Source organism: Bacillus toyonensis BCT-7112 (assembly GCF_000496285.1).
Taxonomy (GTDB): domain Bacteria; phylum Bacillota; class Bacilli; order Bacillales; family Bacillaceae_G; genus Bacillus_A; species Bacillus_A toyonensis.
This window is the reverse complement of the sequence record NC_022781.1, coordinates 2,862,501-2,880,000: the sequence shown is the minus strand read 5'-3', so window position 1 is coordinate 2,880,000 and position 17,500 is coordinate 2,862,501. Positions and strand designations below refer to the sequence as shown.

At 38.5% G+C, this 17,500-nt stretch carries 14 protein-coding genes, 2 tRNA genes, 2 rRNA genes and 2 riboswitches (2 of these 20 only partly in view); of the genes, 3 read left to right on the top strand and 15 right to left on the bottom strand.

The genetic code is table 11. From position 1 onward, the window contains the following. The 6 genes from BTOYO_RS14955 to groES all read right to left on the bottom strand — a co-directional run. A protein-coding gene (locus BTOYO_RS14955; protein ID WP_000896762.1) for a response regulator transcription factor crosses the window boundary here: on the bottom strand, positions 1-356 show its 5' portion. Its footprint begins 346 nt before the window's first position; 356 of the gene's 702 nt are visible here — the first part of the coding sequence; its start codon is at positions 354-356; its stop codon lies beyond the left edge, outside the window. A 142-nt stretch (positions 357-498) separates the two neighbouring features. Further along, positions 499-1,824: an NCS2 family permease gene (locus BTOYO_RS14950; protein ID WP_000833089.1), complete on the bottom strand. Its 1,326-nt coding sequence runs from the start codon at positions 1,822-1,824 to the stop codon at positions 499-501. A gap of 128 nt (positions 1,825-1,952) precedes the next feature. Next, positions 1,953-2,054: riboswitch (purine riboswitch) on the bottom strand. A gap of 152 nt (positions 2,055-2,206) precedes the next feature. Beyond that, positions 2,207-3,745 (bottom strand): glutamine-hydrolyzing GMP synthase, encoded by a 1,539-nt coding sequence (guaA, locus tag BTOYO_RS14945; RefSeq protein ID WP_000743919.1) that lies wholly within the window; start codon positions 3,743-3,745, stop codon positions 2,207-2,209. 164 nt (positions 3,746-3,909) lie between these two features. Beyond that, a riboswitch (purine riboswitch) is annotated at positions 3,910-4,011 on the bottom strand. 131 nt (positions 4,012-4,142) lie between these two features. Next, complete coding sequence (locus BTOYO_RS14940; RefSeq protein WP_001165918.1) at positions 4,143-5,591, bottom strand: glycosyltransferase family 39 protein; 1,449 nt, start codon at positions 5,589-5,591, stop codon at positions 4,143-4,145. 329 nt (positions 5,592-5,920) lie between these two features. After that, complete coding sequence (gene groL / locus BTOYO_RS14935; RefSeq protein ID WP_001029987.1) at positions 5,921-7,555, bottom strand: chaperonin GroEL; 1,635 nt, start codon at positions 7,553-7,555, stop codon at positions 5,921-5,923. A gap of 38 nt (positions 7,556-7,593) precedes the next feature. Continuing rightward, positions 7,594-7,878: a co-chaperone GroES gene (gene groES, locus BTOYO_RS14930; protein WP_000917306.1), complete on the bottom strand. Its 285-nt coding sequence runs from the start codon at positions 7,876-7,878 to the stop codon at positions 7,594-7,596. Positions 7,879-8,276: 398 nt separating this feature from the next. Between groES and BTOYO_RS14925 the strand changes: the two genes are divergently transcribed. Next, a complete protein-coding gene (locus BTOYO_RS14925; protein WP_000745318.1) occupies positions 8,277-9,026 on the top strand; it encodes a CPBP family intramembrane glutamic endopeptidase in 750 nt (249 codons plus the stop codon). Further along, the gene (locus BTOYO_RS14920) at positions 9,023-9,214 is read left to right on the top strand and encodes a YdiK family protein (RefSeq protein WP_001246201.1); all 192 of its coding nucleotides are present in this window, start codon (positions 9,023-9,025) and stop codon (positions 9,212-9,214) included. The genes BTOYO_RS14925 and BTOYO_RS14920 overlap by 4 nt, the downstream gene beginning before the upstream one ends. A gap of 29 nt (positions 9,215-9,243) precedes the next feature. On the opposite strand, the gene BTOYO_RS14915 is transcribed toward BTOYO_RS14920, so the two are convergent. Beyond that, a complete protein-coding gene (locus BTOYO_RS14915; RefSeq protein WP_000372701.1) occupies positions 9,244-9,873 on the bottom strand; it encodes a redox-sensing transcriptional repressor Rex in 630 nt (209 codons plus the stop codon). A 187-nt stretch (positions 9,874-10,060) separates the two neighbouring features. Between BTOYO_RS14915 and BTOYO_RS14910 the strand changes: the two genes are divergently transcribed. Then, positions 10,061-11,995 (top strand): ABC-F family ATP-binding cassette domain-containing protein, encoded by a 1,935-nt coding sequence (locus BTOYO_RS14910; RefSeq protein ID WP_000602176.1) that lies wholly within the window; start codon positions 10,061-10,063, stop codon positions 11,993-11,995. A 473-nt stretch (positions 11,996-12,468) separates the two neighbouring features. Here the strand turns inward: BTOYO_RS14910 and tsaD are convergent, their stop codons facing one another. The 8 genes from tsaD to BTOYO_RS14870 all read right to left on the bottom strand — a co-directional run. Beyond that, a complete protein-coding gene (gene tsaD, locus BTOYO_RS14905; protein WP_000414604.1) occupies positions 12,469-13,485 on the bottom strand; it encodes a tRNA (adenosine(37)-N6)-threonylcarbamoyltransferase complex transferase subunit TsaD in 1,017 nt (338 codons plus the stop codon). Then, positions 13,485-13,928: a ribosomal protein S18-alanine N-acetyltransferase gene (rimI, locus tag BTOYO_RS14900; protein ID WP_000367202.1), complete on the bottom strand. Its 444-nt coding sequence runs from the start codon at positions 13,926-13,928 to the stop codon at positions 13,485-13,487. Before rimI ends, tsaD begins: the two co-directional genes overlap by 1 nt. Before the next feature lie 13 nt (positions 13,929-13,941). Then, positions 13,942-14,634, bottom strand: a complete 693-nt coding sequence (gene tsaB / locus BTOYO_RS14895; protein WP_000865744.1) for a tRNA (adenosine(37)-N6)-threonylcarbamoyltransferase complex dimerization subunit type 1 TsaB — start codon at positions 14,632-14,634, stop codon at positions 13,942-13,944. Next, on the bottom strand, positions 14,615-15,088 hold the full coding sequence (gene tsaE / locus BTOYO_RS14890) for a tRNA (adenosine(37)-N6)-threonylcarbamoyltransferase complex ATPase subunit type 1 TsaE (protein WP_000049641.1): 474 nt from the start codon (positions 15,086-15,088) through the stop codon (positions 14,615-14,617). The genes tsaB and tsaE overlap by 20 nt, the downstream gene beginning before the upstream one ends. Positions 15,089-15,262: 174 nt before the next feature. After that, a tRNA-Asp gene (locus BTOYO_RS14885) sits at positions 15,263-15,338 on the bottom strand. Between the two features lie 2 nt (positions 15,339-15,340). Next, a tRNA-Met gene (locus tag BTOYO_RS14880) sits at positions 15,341-15,417 on the bottom strand. 12 nt (positions 15,418-15,429) lie between these two features. Next, a 5S ribosomal RNA gene (rrf, locus tag BTOYO_RS14875) occupies positions 15,430-15,545 on the bottom strand. A gap of 50 nt (positions 15,546-15,595) precedes the next feature. Continuing rightward, a 23S ribosomal RNA gene (locus tag BTOYO_RS14870) occupies positions 15,596-17,500 on the bottom strand; it runs 1,017 nt beyond the window's last position.

The following is a 17,500-nucleotide window of genomic DNA, read 5'->3' as shown; positions in this document are numbered from 1 at the left end:
CGTAACTGGGATTTAATTCTCGCGATTAACTCTAACGGATTAAACGGTTTCGTTACGTAATCATCTGCACCAGTTGTTAACCCTAAAATTTTATCCATATCTTGCGTTTTCGCAGAAAGCATAATAATTGGCATTTCTTTCGCTTCTCTTACTTTCATACACATATGAATACCATCTACTTTCGGCATCATAATATCCAACACAACTAAATGTACTTCATTCTCTTCTAACATACGTAGCCCTTCTTCTCCATCTCCGGCCTGCAGTACTTTATATCCTTCGTTCTTTAAATATATTGTAATAAGTTTCCTAATTTCTTTTTCATCATCTACGACAAGTATTGTTTCCCCGGCCATAATATTTCCCCCATTCATTTTTTATCCCTAACTTCTATTATAGGAAAACTTCTGAAGAAAAACGCTCGGAAATCCTTAAGATTTTCTGAAGACGCAAAAAAGGCCTAGACTCCCCTTAAGTCTAGACCTTTCAAAAACCCCTTTATTTACGAACGTAGATGAAATACAGTACGAATAAAACTCCCATAACATACATAATCGGATGAACCTCTTTACGACGACCACTCACAACCATTGTAATTGGATAGAAGATAAATCCAATCGCAATTCCCGTTGCGATACTATACGTAAGCGGCATTGAAATGATAGTAAAGAATGCCGGTACTGCAATCTCGAACTTCTTCCAGTCGATTTCTCCTAAAGAAGAAACCATTAAAATCCCTACAATAATTAAAGCTGGTGCCGTTACAGCTGGTGTTACAACACTTAATAATGGCGAGAAGAATAGTGCCAGTAAGAAGAATCCTGCTGTTACAACTGCTGTAAATCCAGAACGTCCTCCCGCTGCTACCCCTGCAGACGATTCAATGTAAGACGTTGTTGTTGATGTACCTAAGATCGCACCAATTACAGTTGCAATTGCATCTGCGAATAATGCTTTTCCTGCACGTGGTAATTTATTGTTCTTCATTAATCCTGCTTGATTCGCAACCGCTACAAGCGTACCTGCTGTATCAAAGAAATCGATAAAGAAGAACGTTATAATTACAATCCCCATTTGAATAGTGAAAATGTCTCCGAAATGAGTTAACGCAGCACCGAACGTTGGTTCTAGACTCGGTATCGCCCCCACTACTGCTTTAGGAGTGTCAATTAATCCTGTTGCTACTCCTAAAATTGCCGTAAGAATCATACCGTAGAATACCGCACCATTAACTTTCTTAATCATGAAGATGATTGTCGTAACAACCCCAAAGATTGCTAGTAACGTTGTGCCCTTTGTTAAGTCCCCCAACCCAACAAGAACAGCATCATTTTTCACGATAATTCCGGCATTTTGGAATCCAAGAAAGGCAATGAACAATCCGATACCTGCTGCTACTGCAAACTTTAACTCCGATGGAATTGCATTAATGATTTTTTCACGAATACCTGAAGCTGTAAGAATAATAAAGATAATACCTGACATTAACGTTCCGGCAATTGCTGTTTGCCACGGAATACCCATCGTTAAAACTGCTGTATAAGCAAAGAACGCGTTAATTCCCATACCTGGGGCTAAAGCAATTGGATACTTTGCGAAAATACCCATAATTAACGAACCGATCGCGGCCGCTAATGCTGTCGCAACGAATACTGCACCTGGATCCATTCCTGTACCTGCTGGTAACCCTTTAACATTTCCAAGTGACAGCGTAGCAGGATTGACAAATAGTACGTAAGCCATAGATAGAAATGTCGTTAACCCTGCTATGAACTCAGTCTTATAATTCGTACCGAGCTCATCAAATTGAAAATAGCGTTTCATCCTACGTTTCCCCCGTTATATGATTACTCGCCGCATTTCACCCTAGCCCTCTTTTATCTATAAAAATAAAAAAGGCTTCCATTGCATATACATGGAAGCGTTCTATAAACAAAGACAAGTTTCCCCTCATCTTTATAAAAACGCCTCGTAGTCAAGCCATTTACGGTAGCTAGGTAGAAACTTTCGGGCCATATCCCCGATATTATACGACGGCATAATATTCACTTTTCGTTTGAATTACATACTCATATTAACTCTTGAAAGTATTTTTGTCAATTTAAAAACGAACAATTTTATAAAATTTTATATTTTCGTTCGTATTAATACTGAAAATAAAAAGATCCATCTATGCATAAGCAAAAGATGGATCTTTTTTATAATACTATTCCCACTCAATAGTTGCTGGTGGCTTACTCGTTACATCATACACGATACGGTTAACGTGTTTTACTTCGTTTACGATACGTACAGAGATTTTCTCTAATACGTCCCAAGGGATACGTGCCCAGTCAGCTGTCATACCGTCGATAGATGTTACTGCACGGATACCTACTGTGTAATCGTAAGTACGCTCGTCACCCATAACACCTACGCTACGCATACCAGGAAGCGCAGTGAAGTATTGCCAAATTTCGCGGTCTAAGCCCGCTTTAATAATTTCTTCACGTAAAATCGCATCAGATTCACGAACGATTTCTAATTTCTCTTCTGTGATTTCACCTAATACACGAATACCAAGTCCTGGACCTGGGAATGGTTGACGCCATACGATTTCATCAGGAATTCCTAATTCAGATCCTAATACACGTACTTCATCTTTAAATAACGTGTTTAAAGGCTCAATTAATTTGAACTGCATGTCTTCCGGAAGTCCACCAACGTTATGGTGAGATTTAATTGTTTGTGCAGTTGCTGTACCACTTTCAACGATGTCTGTGTAAAGTGTACCTTGTGCTAGGAAGTCCATACCTTGTAATTTAGAAGCTTCATCATCAAATACGTAAATGAATTCGTTACCGATAATTTTACGTTTTTGTTCTGGATCTTCTACACCTTTTAACTTGTTCATAAAGCGTTCTTGTGCATCCACTTTAATAACGTTCATATGGAAGCCTTCGCTAAATGTTTTCATAACACCTTCTGCTTCACCTTTACGAAGTAAGCCGTGGTCAACGAAAATACATGTTAACTGGTCGCCAATTGCTTTATGAATTAATACTGCTACAACAGAAGAATCTACACCGCCACTAAGTGCGCATAGTACTTTTTTGTCTCCAACAGTTTCACGGATCTTCTCTAATTCTACTTCGATAAAGTTCTCCATGTTCCATCCTTCAGAACAACCACATACGCCGAATACGAAGTTTTTAATTAAATCGTTACCGTGCTCAGAATGACGTACTTCTGGGTGGAATTGTACACCGTATAAGTTTTTCGCTTCATTGCTCATACCAGCAATTGGGCAAGACTCACTTGTTGCGTCTACTACGAATCCTTCAGGTAAACCAGTTACTAAGTCACCATGACTCATCCATACAACTTGCTCTTCTGGAAGGTTCGTATATAATTTTGATTCGTTCTCTACTTTAAGAACAGCTTTTCCGTACTCACGGTGGTTTGCACGTTCTACTTTACCACCGAAGTGTTGTGTCATAAGCTGCATACCGTAACAAATACCGAAAATCGGTAATCCTAGTTCAAAGATTTTTTCATCACAATGTAATGCACCTTCACCGTATACACTATTTGGTCCACCAGAGAAAATAATCCCTTTTGGATTCATTGCTTTAATTTCTTCCGCAGTAATTGTATGTGGATGAAGTTCACTGTATACACCGAACTCACGAATTCGACGTGCTATTAACTGATTGTACTGACTTCCAAAATCTAAAACGATAATTGTATCGTGCTGCTTTTTCAAAATAATCACCCCAACGTTAGTTCTCGTATATAAATATTTTCACCAATTTGGCGAAAAGCATTACCAATATAATAAAAAAAGCCAGTCCTCCGCCTCTAGTCTCATAACAAAGAAAAGGCAGGGGTCTGGCTTTATAAAGAAAGATAGTCTCCGCTCTTTATAAATATAAGACACACTGCCTTCATAGTCAGGTTGTTTACGGTAACCCGGTAGAGACTCTCAAACCATATCATTGAGGATATATGAAGGATCGTTTTATATTATCTTCCTAGATTCTAACAATGAAGTGTCGATGTGGTCAAGAGAGAAAGCGACAAAATTCTACAGAAATTAATTTCTTTCCCACTAAAACACAAAAAACATTTCCATATAGAAATGTTTTTTGTGTTTTATCCTATTATTCAACTTTTTTCTGTTGTTTTCTACCCATTAATCGTGTAACACCATTTTTTATTACAAATACCCCGTATCCCACAAATAAAAACATAACGGGCAAAATGTCAAAACGATACCTAGTTTGAACTTCGACAAACAAATGAATAACCACATATCCACCAAACAAAATATATAAAAGAGGATATATTGAATCATTTCTTCTATATAATGAAATGGTACCAATCGCAAATATACAACATGTAATATACATAAGCCTTTCATATTTTGTCAGCATTTGTTGTAAGTGTGGTTTATTCAGTTCCCCCCACTCCAAAGCCCAACCAGGTGCATCATCAGGATTACTCCACATTTTTTCAACTTTCAATACAAGTAATTGACGAACTTTCTCTTTGTCCTTCAATCTGTCCTTGATCAAAGCAACGGAAGCATCATTTCTTTCCTTCCCAAGTTTAAATTGACTAAGGTAAACAACATCTGGCTGATTCCATCCACCAATCGAGTCATAATTGAATCCCACAACAAATTTCCAATATGGCATTTGGTTCGACAATGGTTTTTTCGCTAATCCCGTGTTCATTAAGAAAATACTTACAATTTGCATCACTAGAAAATATACAATCACTATTCCCACTAATTTTTTTACGTAGTTAAACGTTTCTTTTTTTCTAAACGGAAGTATCTTATAAATTAATACATAAACAAAAACCGCCAATAAAAAGAAACTTCCTAACGGTCTCATAATATTTCCAATACTTAACAGTAACCCTGTTAAACCCCAACCGTATTTAGTTGAAAAACCTTTTGTAATTAAAACATACAGTCCTAAAAAAAAGAAAAAGGTAGAAATATATTGATTTGTTAATACAGAGCTATAGATAATATTAGGTATGTAAAACGCGTAAAATATTGCCGCAGTTCTCGCACTGTATTCATTAAAAATGGTTTTACCCATAAAATAAATAATCACGGCAGTACCTACGCTCCAAAAAATATTAAATAACTTCAATATAAACAGATGATTACCAAAAAATTTTATTAATATAGCCTCATAATATGTGAATCCCAATTGGTATGTCCAACTCATATAGTATTCATCTGTAATAAATGCAAAATTACCCTTTACAGCTTGTTGAGCACTTTCATACATTACAGAAAAATCCGAGATAGGTACTGTTTTTTCAAAAATGATCCATAACAACCTAATTGCAAAGGCTGTAACTATGAGAATGAGCAAAAATTGATTAACTGTTAAAAAACGATTTGCTAAAAATGATATTATTCCGAGCACCAAAATAGTTGCTACTATCTCCAGAATTAACACAGCGACCGAAGAATAGGTAGATTTCTCTATTTGAAATGAACTATAAAGTGTAATGATAAACATCGCCAAACCACATACTACTAATATTTTCGAAAAAATGTTTCTACCCAAATTTTCTTTAATCTGCATCATATACCTCACTAACTAGGCTACCGCCATCTTCTCTCATAGACAATAAGAACTAGGAGACTTATTATCTCGACTAAAAAATAAGAAAAATCCCTTTTGACTGTATCATAAATGTTAAAAGAATTATATATTCAATTGGAATTATATTGAATATTATCGTAATAAAAGAAGCTTGAATATTCCCCTCCATTCTCTCTCTAAACTTGCGACCTTCCAGAAACCTTTTATATACATCTTAACAACAAAAAAGACTACCTCCTTTTATCAAGGAAGTAGCCTTCTTCTAATTAACTATTTATACATTGAACAGCTTCACAGAGTGATGCTTATTACATCATTCCGCCCATACCGCCCATGCCCATGCCGCCCATGTCAGGCATTGCTGGTGCATTTGGTTCTGGCTTATCAGCAACTACAGCTTCAGTTGTTAAGAACATAGCTGCAACAGATGCTGCGTTTTGAAGTGCAGAACGAGTTACTTTAGCTGGATCTACGATACCAGACTCAAGCATGTTAACCCATTCGCCAGTAGCTGCGTTGAAACCAACGCCTACTTTTTCGCCTTTTAGACGCTCTACAACTACAGATCCTTCTAGACCAGCGTTGATTGCGATTTGACGAACTGGCTCTTCTAGTGCACGAAGTACGATGTTGATACCTGTTGCTTCGTCGCCTTCAGCTACGATAGAAGCTACTTTCGTGTATACGTTCATAAGTGAAGTACCACCACCTGCAACGATACCTTCTTCTACTGCTGCACGAGTTGAGTTAAGTGCATCTTCAATGCGAAGTTTGCGCTCTTTTAACTCAGTTTCAGTTGCTGCACCTACTTTAATTACTGCTACGCCACCAGCTAATTTAGCAAGACGCTCTTGTAATTTTTCACGATCGAATTCAGAAGTTGTTTCTTCTAATTGCGCACGGATTTGACCGATGCGAGCTTCGATTTGTTGTGTGTTTCCAATACCTTCAACTACAGTTGTGTTTTCTTTCGTTACAACGATTTTACCAGCGCGTCCTAAAGATTCAACTGTAGCAGATTTTAAGTCACGTCCTAATTCTTCAGTGATTACTTCGCCACCAGTTAAGATTGCGATATCTTCTAGCATTGCTTTACGACGGTCACCAAATCCAGGAGCTTTAACAGCCACTACATTGAATGTACCACGAAGTTTGTTCACTACTAATGTAGCTAAAGCTTCGCCTTCTACATCTTCAGCAATGATAAGAAGTGGTTTACCTTGTTGTACCACTTGCTCTAATACTGGTAAGATTTCTTGGATGTTAGAAATCTTTTTGTCAGTAATTAAGATATATGGGTTATCAAGAACAGCTTCCATTTTGTCAGAATCAGTAATCATGTAAGGAGATGCATATCCACGATCAAATTGCATACCTTCTACTACGTCTAATTCCGTTGTGAATCCTTTAGATTCTTCTAAAGTAATAACGCCGTCGTTACCAACGCGCTCCATTGCTTCAGCGATTAATTGACCTACTTCTTCGTCAGCCGCAGAAATAGCAGCTACTTGTGCGATAGAAGATTTACCTTCAATTGGTTTAGAAATCGCTTTTAATTCTTCAATTGCAGCAGTAACAGCTTTTTCGATACCTTTACGAAGACCCATTGGGTTTGCACCAGCTGTTACGTTTTTAAGACCTTCACGAATCATAGCTTGCGCTAATACAGTTGCAGTTGTCGTTCCGTCACCAGCTACATCGTTTGTTTTGCTAGCAACTTCTGCTACTAATTTTGCACCCATGTTTTCGAATGCATCTTCTAATTCGATTTCTTTTGCGATTGTTACACCATCATTTGTAATAAGTGGTGAACCGAATTTTTTCTCAAGTACAACGTTACGACCTTTTGGTCCAAGCGTTACTTTTACTGCGTTTGCAAGAGTGTCGACACCGCGAAGCATCGAACGACGTGCTTCTTCACTAAATTTAATATCTTTTGCCATAATAATTGACCCCCTTGGAATTTTTAAGATTTATATAATTAACCGATAACTGCTAAAATGTCACTTTCACGTAAAATCAAGTAGTCTGTACCTTCGTATTTTACTTCAGTACCTGCATATTTTGAGAAGATGATAAGATCACCTGCTGCTACCTCTAAAGCAACACGCTCACCATTTTCAAGCACTCGACCAGTACCTACTGCAATAACTTTACCCTCTTGTGGTTTTTCTTTTGCAGTGTCTGGTAATACAATACCACTTGCTGTTTTTTCTTCTGCTTGAACAAGCTCAATTACAACGCGATCACCTAATGGCTTTAGCATGAACAATAACCTCCTCATTGTGTTATGTAAATTTTTTATTAGCACTCGAGTCACCCGAGTGCTAACACACTTATAATAATAAATAATCTCAATTTCTTTTGCAAGTAAAAAAATCATAATTTTTTCGCAAATTACTATATATACTCTTCTATATAAAATCCTTCTTCTACTACCTTTACTATATGAATCGTTGTTTCCACTACTCGTATGTTACAATATGAAAGACACCCTAAGTTGTTTTCGCTACACACACAACTTTTTCCTGTCTTCTATTTTAATTTCCAATGCAGATTTACAAAAAAAACATAATTCGAATGAAAGTTTATATCGTAGGTAGCATATTACATGTTATCCTGCCTTATCTCATACACTAGAGTTAGAAAGGATGGTTAAACCATTTGAAGAAACAATATTGGTGGATTATCGTTACATACATTTTAATGCAATTGTCGGGTATTGCCGGATTACCACTTCTTCTGAAAACCGGACTATACGATAATAGAGGATTTACCAACGAGGAAAAGTTTCAACTAATAACCGGACATTGGTCTATTATTAGCTTTTTCATTGCACTATGCGTTGTAATTTGGTTACTTAGAACAGATATTCGTGACAGGCATTTAGATGCAATGCGCTCTTCTGTTCCAGCTACAATCGGGTGGATTTTTATCGGGTTCTTCTTAGCAATCATCTCACAAAGTATTGCAGGTATGATTGAAATGTATCTATTAGGGATTACACCTGGATCTGAGAATACAGACCGACTTATGGACATCGCAAGAACGACACCTTGGTTCCTTATTGTTATATCTATAATCGGACCTATTTTAGAAGAAATCGTATTTAGAAAAATTTTATTTGGTACACTTTATAAGAGATTTAATTTCTTCGTTGCTGCTATTATTAGTTCACTCGTATTCGCAGCGATTCATTTTGATTTTACTCACCTATTGGTATACACTTCTATGGGGCTCGTATTCGCCTTCTTATATGTAAAAACGAAACGCATTATCGTTCCTATAGCAGCCCATGTAGCAATGAATACATTAGTTGCCATTGGACAGATTTTCATGAGCAATGAACAAATTCAAGAAATGATTAAAGAAGCTGAAAAAATGCAAGGCTTTATCGGAGGATTTTTTGTATGAGAAACTCACCATTGTTCATGGCTGCATTGTATTTCCTTCTCGGATGTATCTTTACACGTTTCGCCATTACGAACGTGACAGATACAATCTGGAATATGTGGACAATACTATTTGCAGTTATGGCAACAATTGATTTTAATTTGGCACTTCGCCTTATATTAGTGAAATTCACAAAGAAAAAACAATAATAAAACGCAGAGGTCACCTCCTCTGCGTTTTATTGTGGATAATTCTTTAAAAAGTAAACAAGCGTTTGTAGCTCTACAGCTAAATCAATATGATGAATTCTTATATTCTCTGACACATTTAAGCGTGCTGGTGTGAAGTTTAAAATACCGTGCACGTTTGTTTCTGCCAATCTATCGGCTACAGATTGCGCTACTGTAGCGGGTACTGTTAATATTGCCACTTGTATATCATTTGATAACCTTTCTTCTAATTCATCTAAATGATATACAGGAATACCCCCGATTTCTGTTCCAACTTTCTCTTCACTAACATCAAATGCCATTTCAATTTTTGTATTATTGTTTTTCGTGAAATTATAATGTAAGAAAGCGGTCCCTAAATTACCTACTCCAATAAGCGCTACACGTGTTATATCATCTTGATCGAGTGTTTCACGGAAAAATGATAATAAATAATTTACGTTATATCCATATCCCTTTTTCCCTAATGCTCCAAAGTATGAGAAATCTCTTCGAATAGTTGCGGAATCAACCTTTACCGCTTCACTCAATTCGGCTGATGAAACACGTTGCTTACCAGAAAGAGATAAGTTTTGGATAAATCGATAGTATAGAGGCAATCGTTTAGCAGTGGCTTGCGGAATTTTCTGCTGATCCATATAACCTCTCCTCTCTTCCTATCTTTATTCATATACTTGAATCGAATACAGAAGTTTAGTACTTATGAATTTCCTTGTATAATAAAGAGAAGAAGTATTCTCTCTTTATTTTAAACTATACACTATTTTTAGTATGATTGAGAAATATAAACATGGCAAAGTTAAGAAATTATTTGAGGTGAAAACATTGATTTTATTACAAGTAAACGGGCTTTCAAAATTATACGGTGCCGAAACGATTCTTGCAAACATAAAATTGGAAGTGCAAACGAAAGATCGTATCGCTTTAGTTGGACGAAATGGAGCCGGAAAATCTACATTATTAAAAATTATCGCCGGTGAATTATCTCATGATGGCGGCGAAATTATAAAACCGAAAGATGTCTCAATTGGGTACTTAGCTCAAAATACTGGATTAGAAACATCATTAACAATTTGGGATGAAATGCTAACCGTCTTTACACACCTACAGCAAATGGAGACAAAACTTCGAAGGCTAGAGCAAGAAATGGGAAAAGAAGAAAACTTTTCAAATGCCGCTACATATGAAAAATTATTAGCTGATTATGACCAATTGCAATTAGATTATAAAGATCAAGGCGGCTATCAGTACGAAGCAGATATTCGCTCCATTTTAAGCGGTCTTGGTTTCCCTGTTGAAACGCATCAGACGACAATTTCTACGTTAAGTGGCGGACAAAAAACGAGATTAGCTCTTGGGAAATTATTATTAACGAAACCAGACTTACTTATTTTAGACGAGCCTACAAACCATTTAGACATCGAAACATTAACGTGGCTTGAGCAATACTTACAAGGTTATCCTGGCGCAATTTTAATCGTTTCTCATGACCGTTATTTCTTAGATAAGCTTGTTACACAAGTATATGAAATTTCGAATAAAGAAAGCAGACGATTTGTTGGTAACTACAGTAAATATTTAGACTTAAAATCAGCCCTATACGAACAAGAAATGAAGCGTTACGAAAAGCAACAAGATGAAATCGCTAAACTTGAGGACTTCGTTCAAAAAAATATAGCACGTGCATCTACGACAAAACGTGCACAAAGCCGTCGTAAACAATTAGATAGAATGGAATTATTAACCAGACCATTAGGTGACTCTAAATCAGCCTCATTCCACTTCGATATTGAAAAACAAAGTGGAAATGATGTTTTACAAGTAAAAGATGCAACCATCGGTTATGATGAGGATCCTATTATTGAACATGTAAATATGCGCTTAACTCGGGGAGATAGTGTTGCCTTAGTTGGACCGAATGGAATTGGAAAATCCACATTATTAAAATCCATTGTGAATAAGTTACAGCTATTACATGGAGATGTTGCTTTCGGATCAAATGTATCTGTTGGTTATTATGATCAAGAGCAAGCTAACTTAACATCTTCTAAGCGCGTTTTAAATGAACTATGGGATGAATATCCGCTTCAACCCGAAAAAGAAATTCGCACTATATTAGGTAATTTTTTATTCACAGGGGATGATGTACTAAAACCAGTATCTTCTCTTAGTGGTGGACAAAAGGCCCGATTAGCTCTCGCAAAACTTATGATGCAAAAATCCAATTTATTAATTCTCGATGAGCCAACGAACCATCTTGATTTAAATAGTAAAGAAATTTTGGAGAATGCTTTAATTGATTATCCAGGAACTCTTCTATTCGTTTCACATGACCGCTACTTCATTAATCGCGTAACGACTACAGTTGTCGAATTATCAACAGAAGGTGCGCAAGAGTATTTAGGTGATTACGATTACTATGTGGAGAAGAAAAATGAAATGATTGAACGCGTAGCATTTGAACAACAAGAACAGCAAGAAAATCAGGCACCTGTTCAAAAAACCGTAGCTCAAGAAAAATTAAATTATCTCGAAGAAAAAGAGCGTAAACAATTAGAACGTCAACGCACTCGAAAAATCGAAGAACTAGAACAAAACATCGTAAGCTTAGAAGAAGAAATTGCTACGTTAGAGGATCAGCTTTGCTTACCAGAAATATATGCAGATTATGAAAAGGCTAGTGAGATTACAACGAAAAAACAAACATTACAAGAACAACTTGAAGCCTGTATGGCAGAATGGGAAGAACTGCATATATAAGCTAATTTAAACAAAAAGGATGTCTCATCAGTCGAGGATTTTTGACTAGATGACATCCTTTTTATTTCCCTTTAGAATCAGTTTCGTAGTACATGAAATTATATCGACGATTTTTTGAATGCACATACCTTAACTTAAAATATATAAACAATTCGACAAGAAACATCGTTTTCCCGACAAAGATTGACAATTGCAGCAACCAATATGATAAGAGGAGGATTTTTCAAAAGTTTTTTAGGATATCTTCTCGTTTTTATTTCCCGAAAAAGAATTCATTTAAAGGTCAGACTTCATCCGTTTTATCCACAAGGTTATACACATATCCACCTTTATAAAATAAACATCAAAATAACTTTTCCACATTATCCACATTTAACAAAAAAGTTATTAACAGTTTATATACACAATAAAACCCACATTATCAACAGATAATATGGGTTTTATCCACAAGCTGTGGTTAATTTTGTGTATAACTATGCTTCAATATCTAAGCCTGGGTTTGCATTTAAAGCTAATGTCGCACGTTTTCCTTGTTCGTATGCAATTGTACCTGCAGCTGCAATCATTGCTGCATTGTCTGTGCATAAAGATAACGGCGGGATAATTAGCTCTATATCTTCTTTTCGTGCAAACTCTTCTTCTAGACGTGCACGAAGCCCTTTATTAGCAGCTACTCCACCAGCAAGAAGCAATTGCTTTACATTATACGCTTCTGCTGCACGAGATGCTTTCGTTACAAGTACATCAATTACACTCTCTTGAAAGCTTGCTGCTAAATCTTCCGGTGCAATTTCTATACCACGTTGTTTTGCGTTATGCACAGTGTTGATAACTGCTGATTTCAATCCACTAAAGCTGAAATCATACGAATCGGGTTCTAGCCATGCACGAGGCAAATCAATTGTTGGCTTCCCTTCATGCGCAAGGCGATCAATATGAGGACCACCTGGATACGGCATAGATAGCGTACGAGCTACTTTATCATATGCTTCTCCTGCTGCATCATCTCGCGTTTCACCAATCACTTCAAATGAACCATGTTCTTTCATATAAACAAGTTCTGTATGTCCACCCGATACAACAAGTGATAGTAGTGGGAATTGAACTTCTTTTACTAAACGATTCGCATAAATATGGCCAGCAATATGATGAACACCAACTAGAGGAATATCATGTGCAAAGGCTACCGCCTTCGCTGCATTTACTCCTATTAAAAGTGCTCCTACTAAACCGGGTCCCTCTGTTACAGCAATTGCATCAATATCCTCGAAAGTTATATTCGCTTCTTTTAAAGCTTCTTCTAACACAACTGTAATTTCTTCTACATGGTGACGGGATGCAATCTCTGGTACAACCCCGCCAAAACGCTTATGACTTTCAATTTGTGATGCAACGACGTTCGCAATGATTTCCGTTCCATTTTTAACAACTGCTACTGCTGTTTCATCGCAGCTTGTTTCAATACCAAGTATAATCGTATTTTTTTCCATTATATATTCACCCACATTACAAGACCATCTTCCTGATTGTCTGCATAGTATCGTTTACGAATTCCACCATTTTGAAATCCGTATTTTTTGTATAACTGCTTTGCTACTTCATTTGATACGCGTACTTCAAGCGTCATTGTTTTTACCCCTAGTTCTTTCGCTACGGAAATAACTTCTTTCAATAGGGCATCTCCTAACTTTTGACCTCGGTATTCTGGCAAAATAGCTATATTTGTGATATGTGATTCATCAATAATTATCCACAATCCACAATACCCGATTACAAGGCCATCTTTTTCTAGCACAACATAATGTGCATGTTCATTCATCGTTAATTCACGTTGAAAGGCATCTGCAGTCCAAGGAGTTGAAAAAGATGCTTCTTCAATAGCTACAATTTGAGCGATATCATCGAGTTCCATCTTTCTAAATATCATATCCATCTTCTGCAAGCTCCTACTTGTTTTGACTTTCTAACCACTTTGTTTCAGCTTCAGCTAAACGAAGGTAACTAGGAACAAATGAATGTACATCTTGTTCCTCTTTTTGTAACCCTAAGAAAGCTAACTCACTTGGTCTTGGGTTATTTTTAGTGAAAGGAGCAAATACAGCTTGATTGCCTAAATGTTCTATAATTGTTTCTTTATGCAATTTAACATCGTTACCGATAAATAAAACAGGCTGTCCTTTATCTTTTAACATTTGCAACCAGTCTACAATAAGAATAATTCGATCTTCTTCTATTGAAGTTAACTGCTCTCCTTCATATGTATATAATCCAGTATAAATTTGTCCACGTCTTCCATCAAATAAAGGACAAATTAACCCACTAAAGTTAGCACCGTTTGCAGCTACTACTTCTAAACTTGATACACCTACGATTGGTATTTGAAGTGACCAAGCTAATGTTTTTGCCGCTGTCACACCTATGCGAACTCCTGTATATGATCCAGGTCCAGCAGCCACAACGATTTTAGTTAATTCTTTTGGTTTTACACCACATTCTTTTAATAGTTGCTCTACAGCTGGCATAAGGCGTACAGAATGGTTTTTTGTTAAATTTGTAATGATTTCCCCAATTACGTTTTCTTCCTCAATAAGGGATACACCCATTACGTAATTTGAAGTATCAATTGCTAGTACTTTCATCTTGTAATAGCTCCTCACATAATCTAATATAACGGTCTCCAACTGGCTCGAGTACAATTTTCCTTGTGTCATCTCCAGCATGGAATAAACTAATTTGTAACTTTTCATTCGGTAAATATGCTTCTATCAAATGAGCCCATTCTACTACCGTAATTCCTTCACCATAGAAGTACTCATCAAAACCTAAGTCTTCTTCACTTTCCGCTAAACGATACACGTCCATATGATATAACGGCAATCTTCCTTTATATTCTTTAATAATGTTAAAGGTAGGACTATTTACAACTCTTTTCACGCCAAGACCTTTTGCTAGCCCTTTTGTAAAAGTCGTTTTACCAGCTCCAAGATCTCCTTCTAAAATAATTACATCTTGTGCCCGGGCAAGTTCACCTAGTTTTTCTGATAATCTTTGTGTTTCCTCAGAAGATTTTGTTGTTACTTCATATTTACTCACAGACTTCACCTACTTTACTCACAATGTTCTCTGCTCTTTATTATACAGGTTTTGAATATATAAAAAAGTCCTTAGGAGTTGTCCTAAGGATAGTTTGACTGTCTTTATTAGTTTTTTGTTAAAACAAATAAAAAAATACGAAACAACTTGTTTCGTTCTTTTCTTTATATAAAATGGCGGTCCCGACCGGGGTCGAACCGGCGATCTCCTGCGTGACAGGCAGGCATGTTAACCACTACACCACGGGACCATTGGTTGCGGGGACAGGATTTGAACCTGCGACCTTCGGGTTATGAGCCCGACGAGCTACCGTGCTGCTCCACCCCGCGATGATATAAATAGCTTGGCGACGTCCTACTCTCACAGGGACAAGGTCCCAACTACCATCGGCGCTAGAGAGCTTAACTTCCGTGTTCGGTATGGGAACGGGTGTGACCTCTCTGCCATCATCACCAAACTATTGAAGGCATATTCCTTCAAAACTAGATAACATTTGCTACATATTATATGGTTAAGTCCTCGATCTATTAGTATTCGTCAGCTCCACATGTCACCATGCTTCCACCTCGAACCTATCAACCTGATCATCTTTCAGGGATCTTACTAGCTTACGCTATGGGAAATCTCATCTTGAGGGGGGCTTCATGCTTAGATGCTTTCAGCACTTATCCCTTCCGCACATAGCTACCCAGCTATGCCCTTGGCAGAACAACTGGTACACCAGCGGTGCGTCCATCCCGGTCCTCTCGTACTAAGGACAGCTCCTCTCAAATTTCCTACGCCCACGACGGATAGGGACCGAACTGTCTCACGACGTTCTGAACCCAGCTCGCGTACCGCTTTAATGGGCGAACAGCCCAACCCTTGGGACCGACTACAGCCCCAGGATGCGATGAGCCGACATCGAGGTGCCAAACCTCCCCGTCGATGTGGACTCTTGGGGGAGATAAGCCTGTTATCCCCGGGGTAGCTTTTATCCGTTGAGCGATGGCCCTTCCATGCGGAACCACCGGATCACTAAGCCCGACTTTCGTCCCTGCTCGACTTGTAGGTCTCGCAGTCAAGCTCCCTTATGCCTTTGCACTCTACGAATGATTTCCAACCATTCTGAGGGAACCTTTGGGCGCCTCCGTTACACTTTAGGAGGCGACCGCCCCAGTCAAACTGCCCACCTGACACTGTCTCCCGGGTCGATAAGACCCGTAGGTTAGAATTTCAATACAGTCAGGGCGGTATCCCACCAGCGCCTCCACCGAAGCTAGCGCTCCGGTTTCAATGGCTCCCGCCTATCCTGTACAAACTGTACCAAAATTCAATATCAGGCTACAGTAAAGCTCCACGGGGTCTTTCCGTCCTGTCGCGGGTAACCTGCATCTTCACAGGTACTATAATTTCACCGAGTCTCTGGTTGAGACAGTGCCCAAATCGTTACACCTTTCGTGCGGGTCGGAACTTACCCGACAAGGAATTTCGCTACCTTAGGACCGTTATAGTTACGGCCGCCGTTTACTGGGGCTTCAGTTCAGAGCTTCGCTTACGCTAACCCCTCTCCTTAACCTTCCAGCACCGGGCAGGTGTCAGCCCCTATACTTCGCCTTACGGCTTCGCAGAGACCTGTGTTTTTGCTAAACAGTCGCTTGGGCCTATTCACTGCGGCTTTCCGTTAAGAAAGCACCCCTTCTCCCGAAGTTACGGGGTCATTTTGCCGAGTTCCTTAACCAGAGTTCTCTCGCACACCTTAGGATTCTCTCCTCGCCTACCTGTGTCGGTTTGCGGTACAGGCACCTTTTATCTCGCTAGAAGCTTTTCTTGGCAGCGGGGAATCAAAGACTTCGCTCCATAAGGAGCTTCCCCATCACAGCTCAGCCTTCACGATAAGCGGATTTGCCTACTTATCAGCCTAACTGCTTGGACGTGCACAACCAATCGCACGCTTCTTCTATCCTTCTGCGTCCCTCCATTGCTCAAACGATAAAGAGGTGGTACAGGAATATCAACCTGTTGTCCATCGCCTACGCCTGTCGGCCTCGGCTTAGGTCCTGACTAACCCTGAGCGGACGAGCCTTCCTCAGGAAACCTTAGGCATTCGGTGGACGGGATTCTCACCCGTCTTTCGCTACTCATACCGGCATTCTCACTTCTAAGCGCTCCACCAGTCCTTCCGGTCTGACTTCACTGCACTTAGAACGCTCCCCTACCACTGATACCATTGGTATCAATTCGCAGCTTCGGTGGTGTATTTAGCCCCGGTACATTTTCGGCGCAGAGTCACTCGACTAGTGAGCTATTACGCACTCTTTAAATGGTGGCTGCTTCTAAGCCAACATCCTAGTTGTCTAAGCAACTCCACATCCTTTTCCACTTAATACACACTTTGGGACCTTAGCTGGCGATCTGGGCTGTTTCCCTCTT

Bases quoted from the DNA above. Each gene is read 5' to 3' on its own strand.
- BTOYO_RS14915 (WP_000372701.1), bottom strand. From the start codon at position 9,873: ATGGATCAGCAGAAAATTCCGCAAGCCACTGCTAAACGATTGCCTCTA.
- BTOYO_RS14940 (WP_001165918.1), bottom strand. From the start codon at position 5,591: ATGCAGATTAAAGAAAATTTGGGTAGAAACATTTTTTCGAAAATATTA.
- tsaD (WP_000414604.1), bottom strand. From the start codon at position 13,485: ATGGAAAAAAATACGATTATACTTGGTATTGAAACAAGCTGCGATGAA.
- groES (WP_000917306.1), bottom strand. From the start codon at position 7,878: ATGCTAAAGCCATTAGGTGATCGCGTTGTAATTGAGCTTGTTCAAGCA.
- BTOYO_RS14920 (WP_001246201.1), top strand. From the start codon at position 9,023: ATGAGAAACTCACCATTGTTCATGGCTGCATTGTATTTCCTTCTCGGA.
- BTOYO_RS14950 (WP_000833089.1), bottom strand. From the start codon at position 1,824: ATGAAACGCTATTTTCAATTTGATGAGCTCGGTACGAATTATAAGACT.
- groL (WP_001029987.1), bottom strand. From the start codon at position 7,555: ATGGCAAAAGATATTAAATTTAGTGAAGAAGCACGTCGTTCGATGCTT.
- tsaB (WP_000865744.1), bottom strand. From the start codon at position 14,634: ATGAAAGTACTAGCAATTGATACTTCAAATTACGTAATGGGTGTATCC.
- rimI (WP_000367202.1), bottom strand. From the start codon at position 13,928: ATGGATATGATATTTAGAAAGATGGAACTCGATGATATCGCTCAAATT.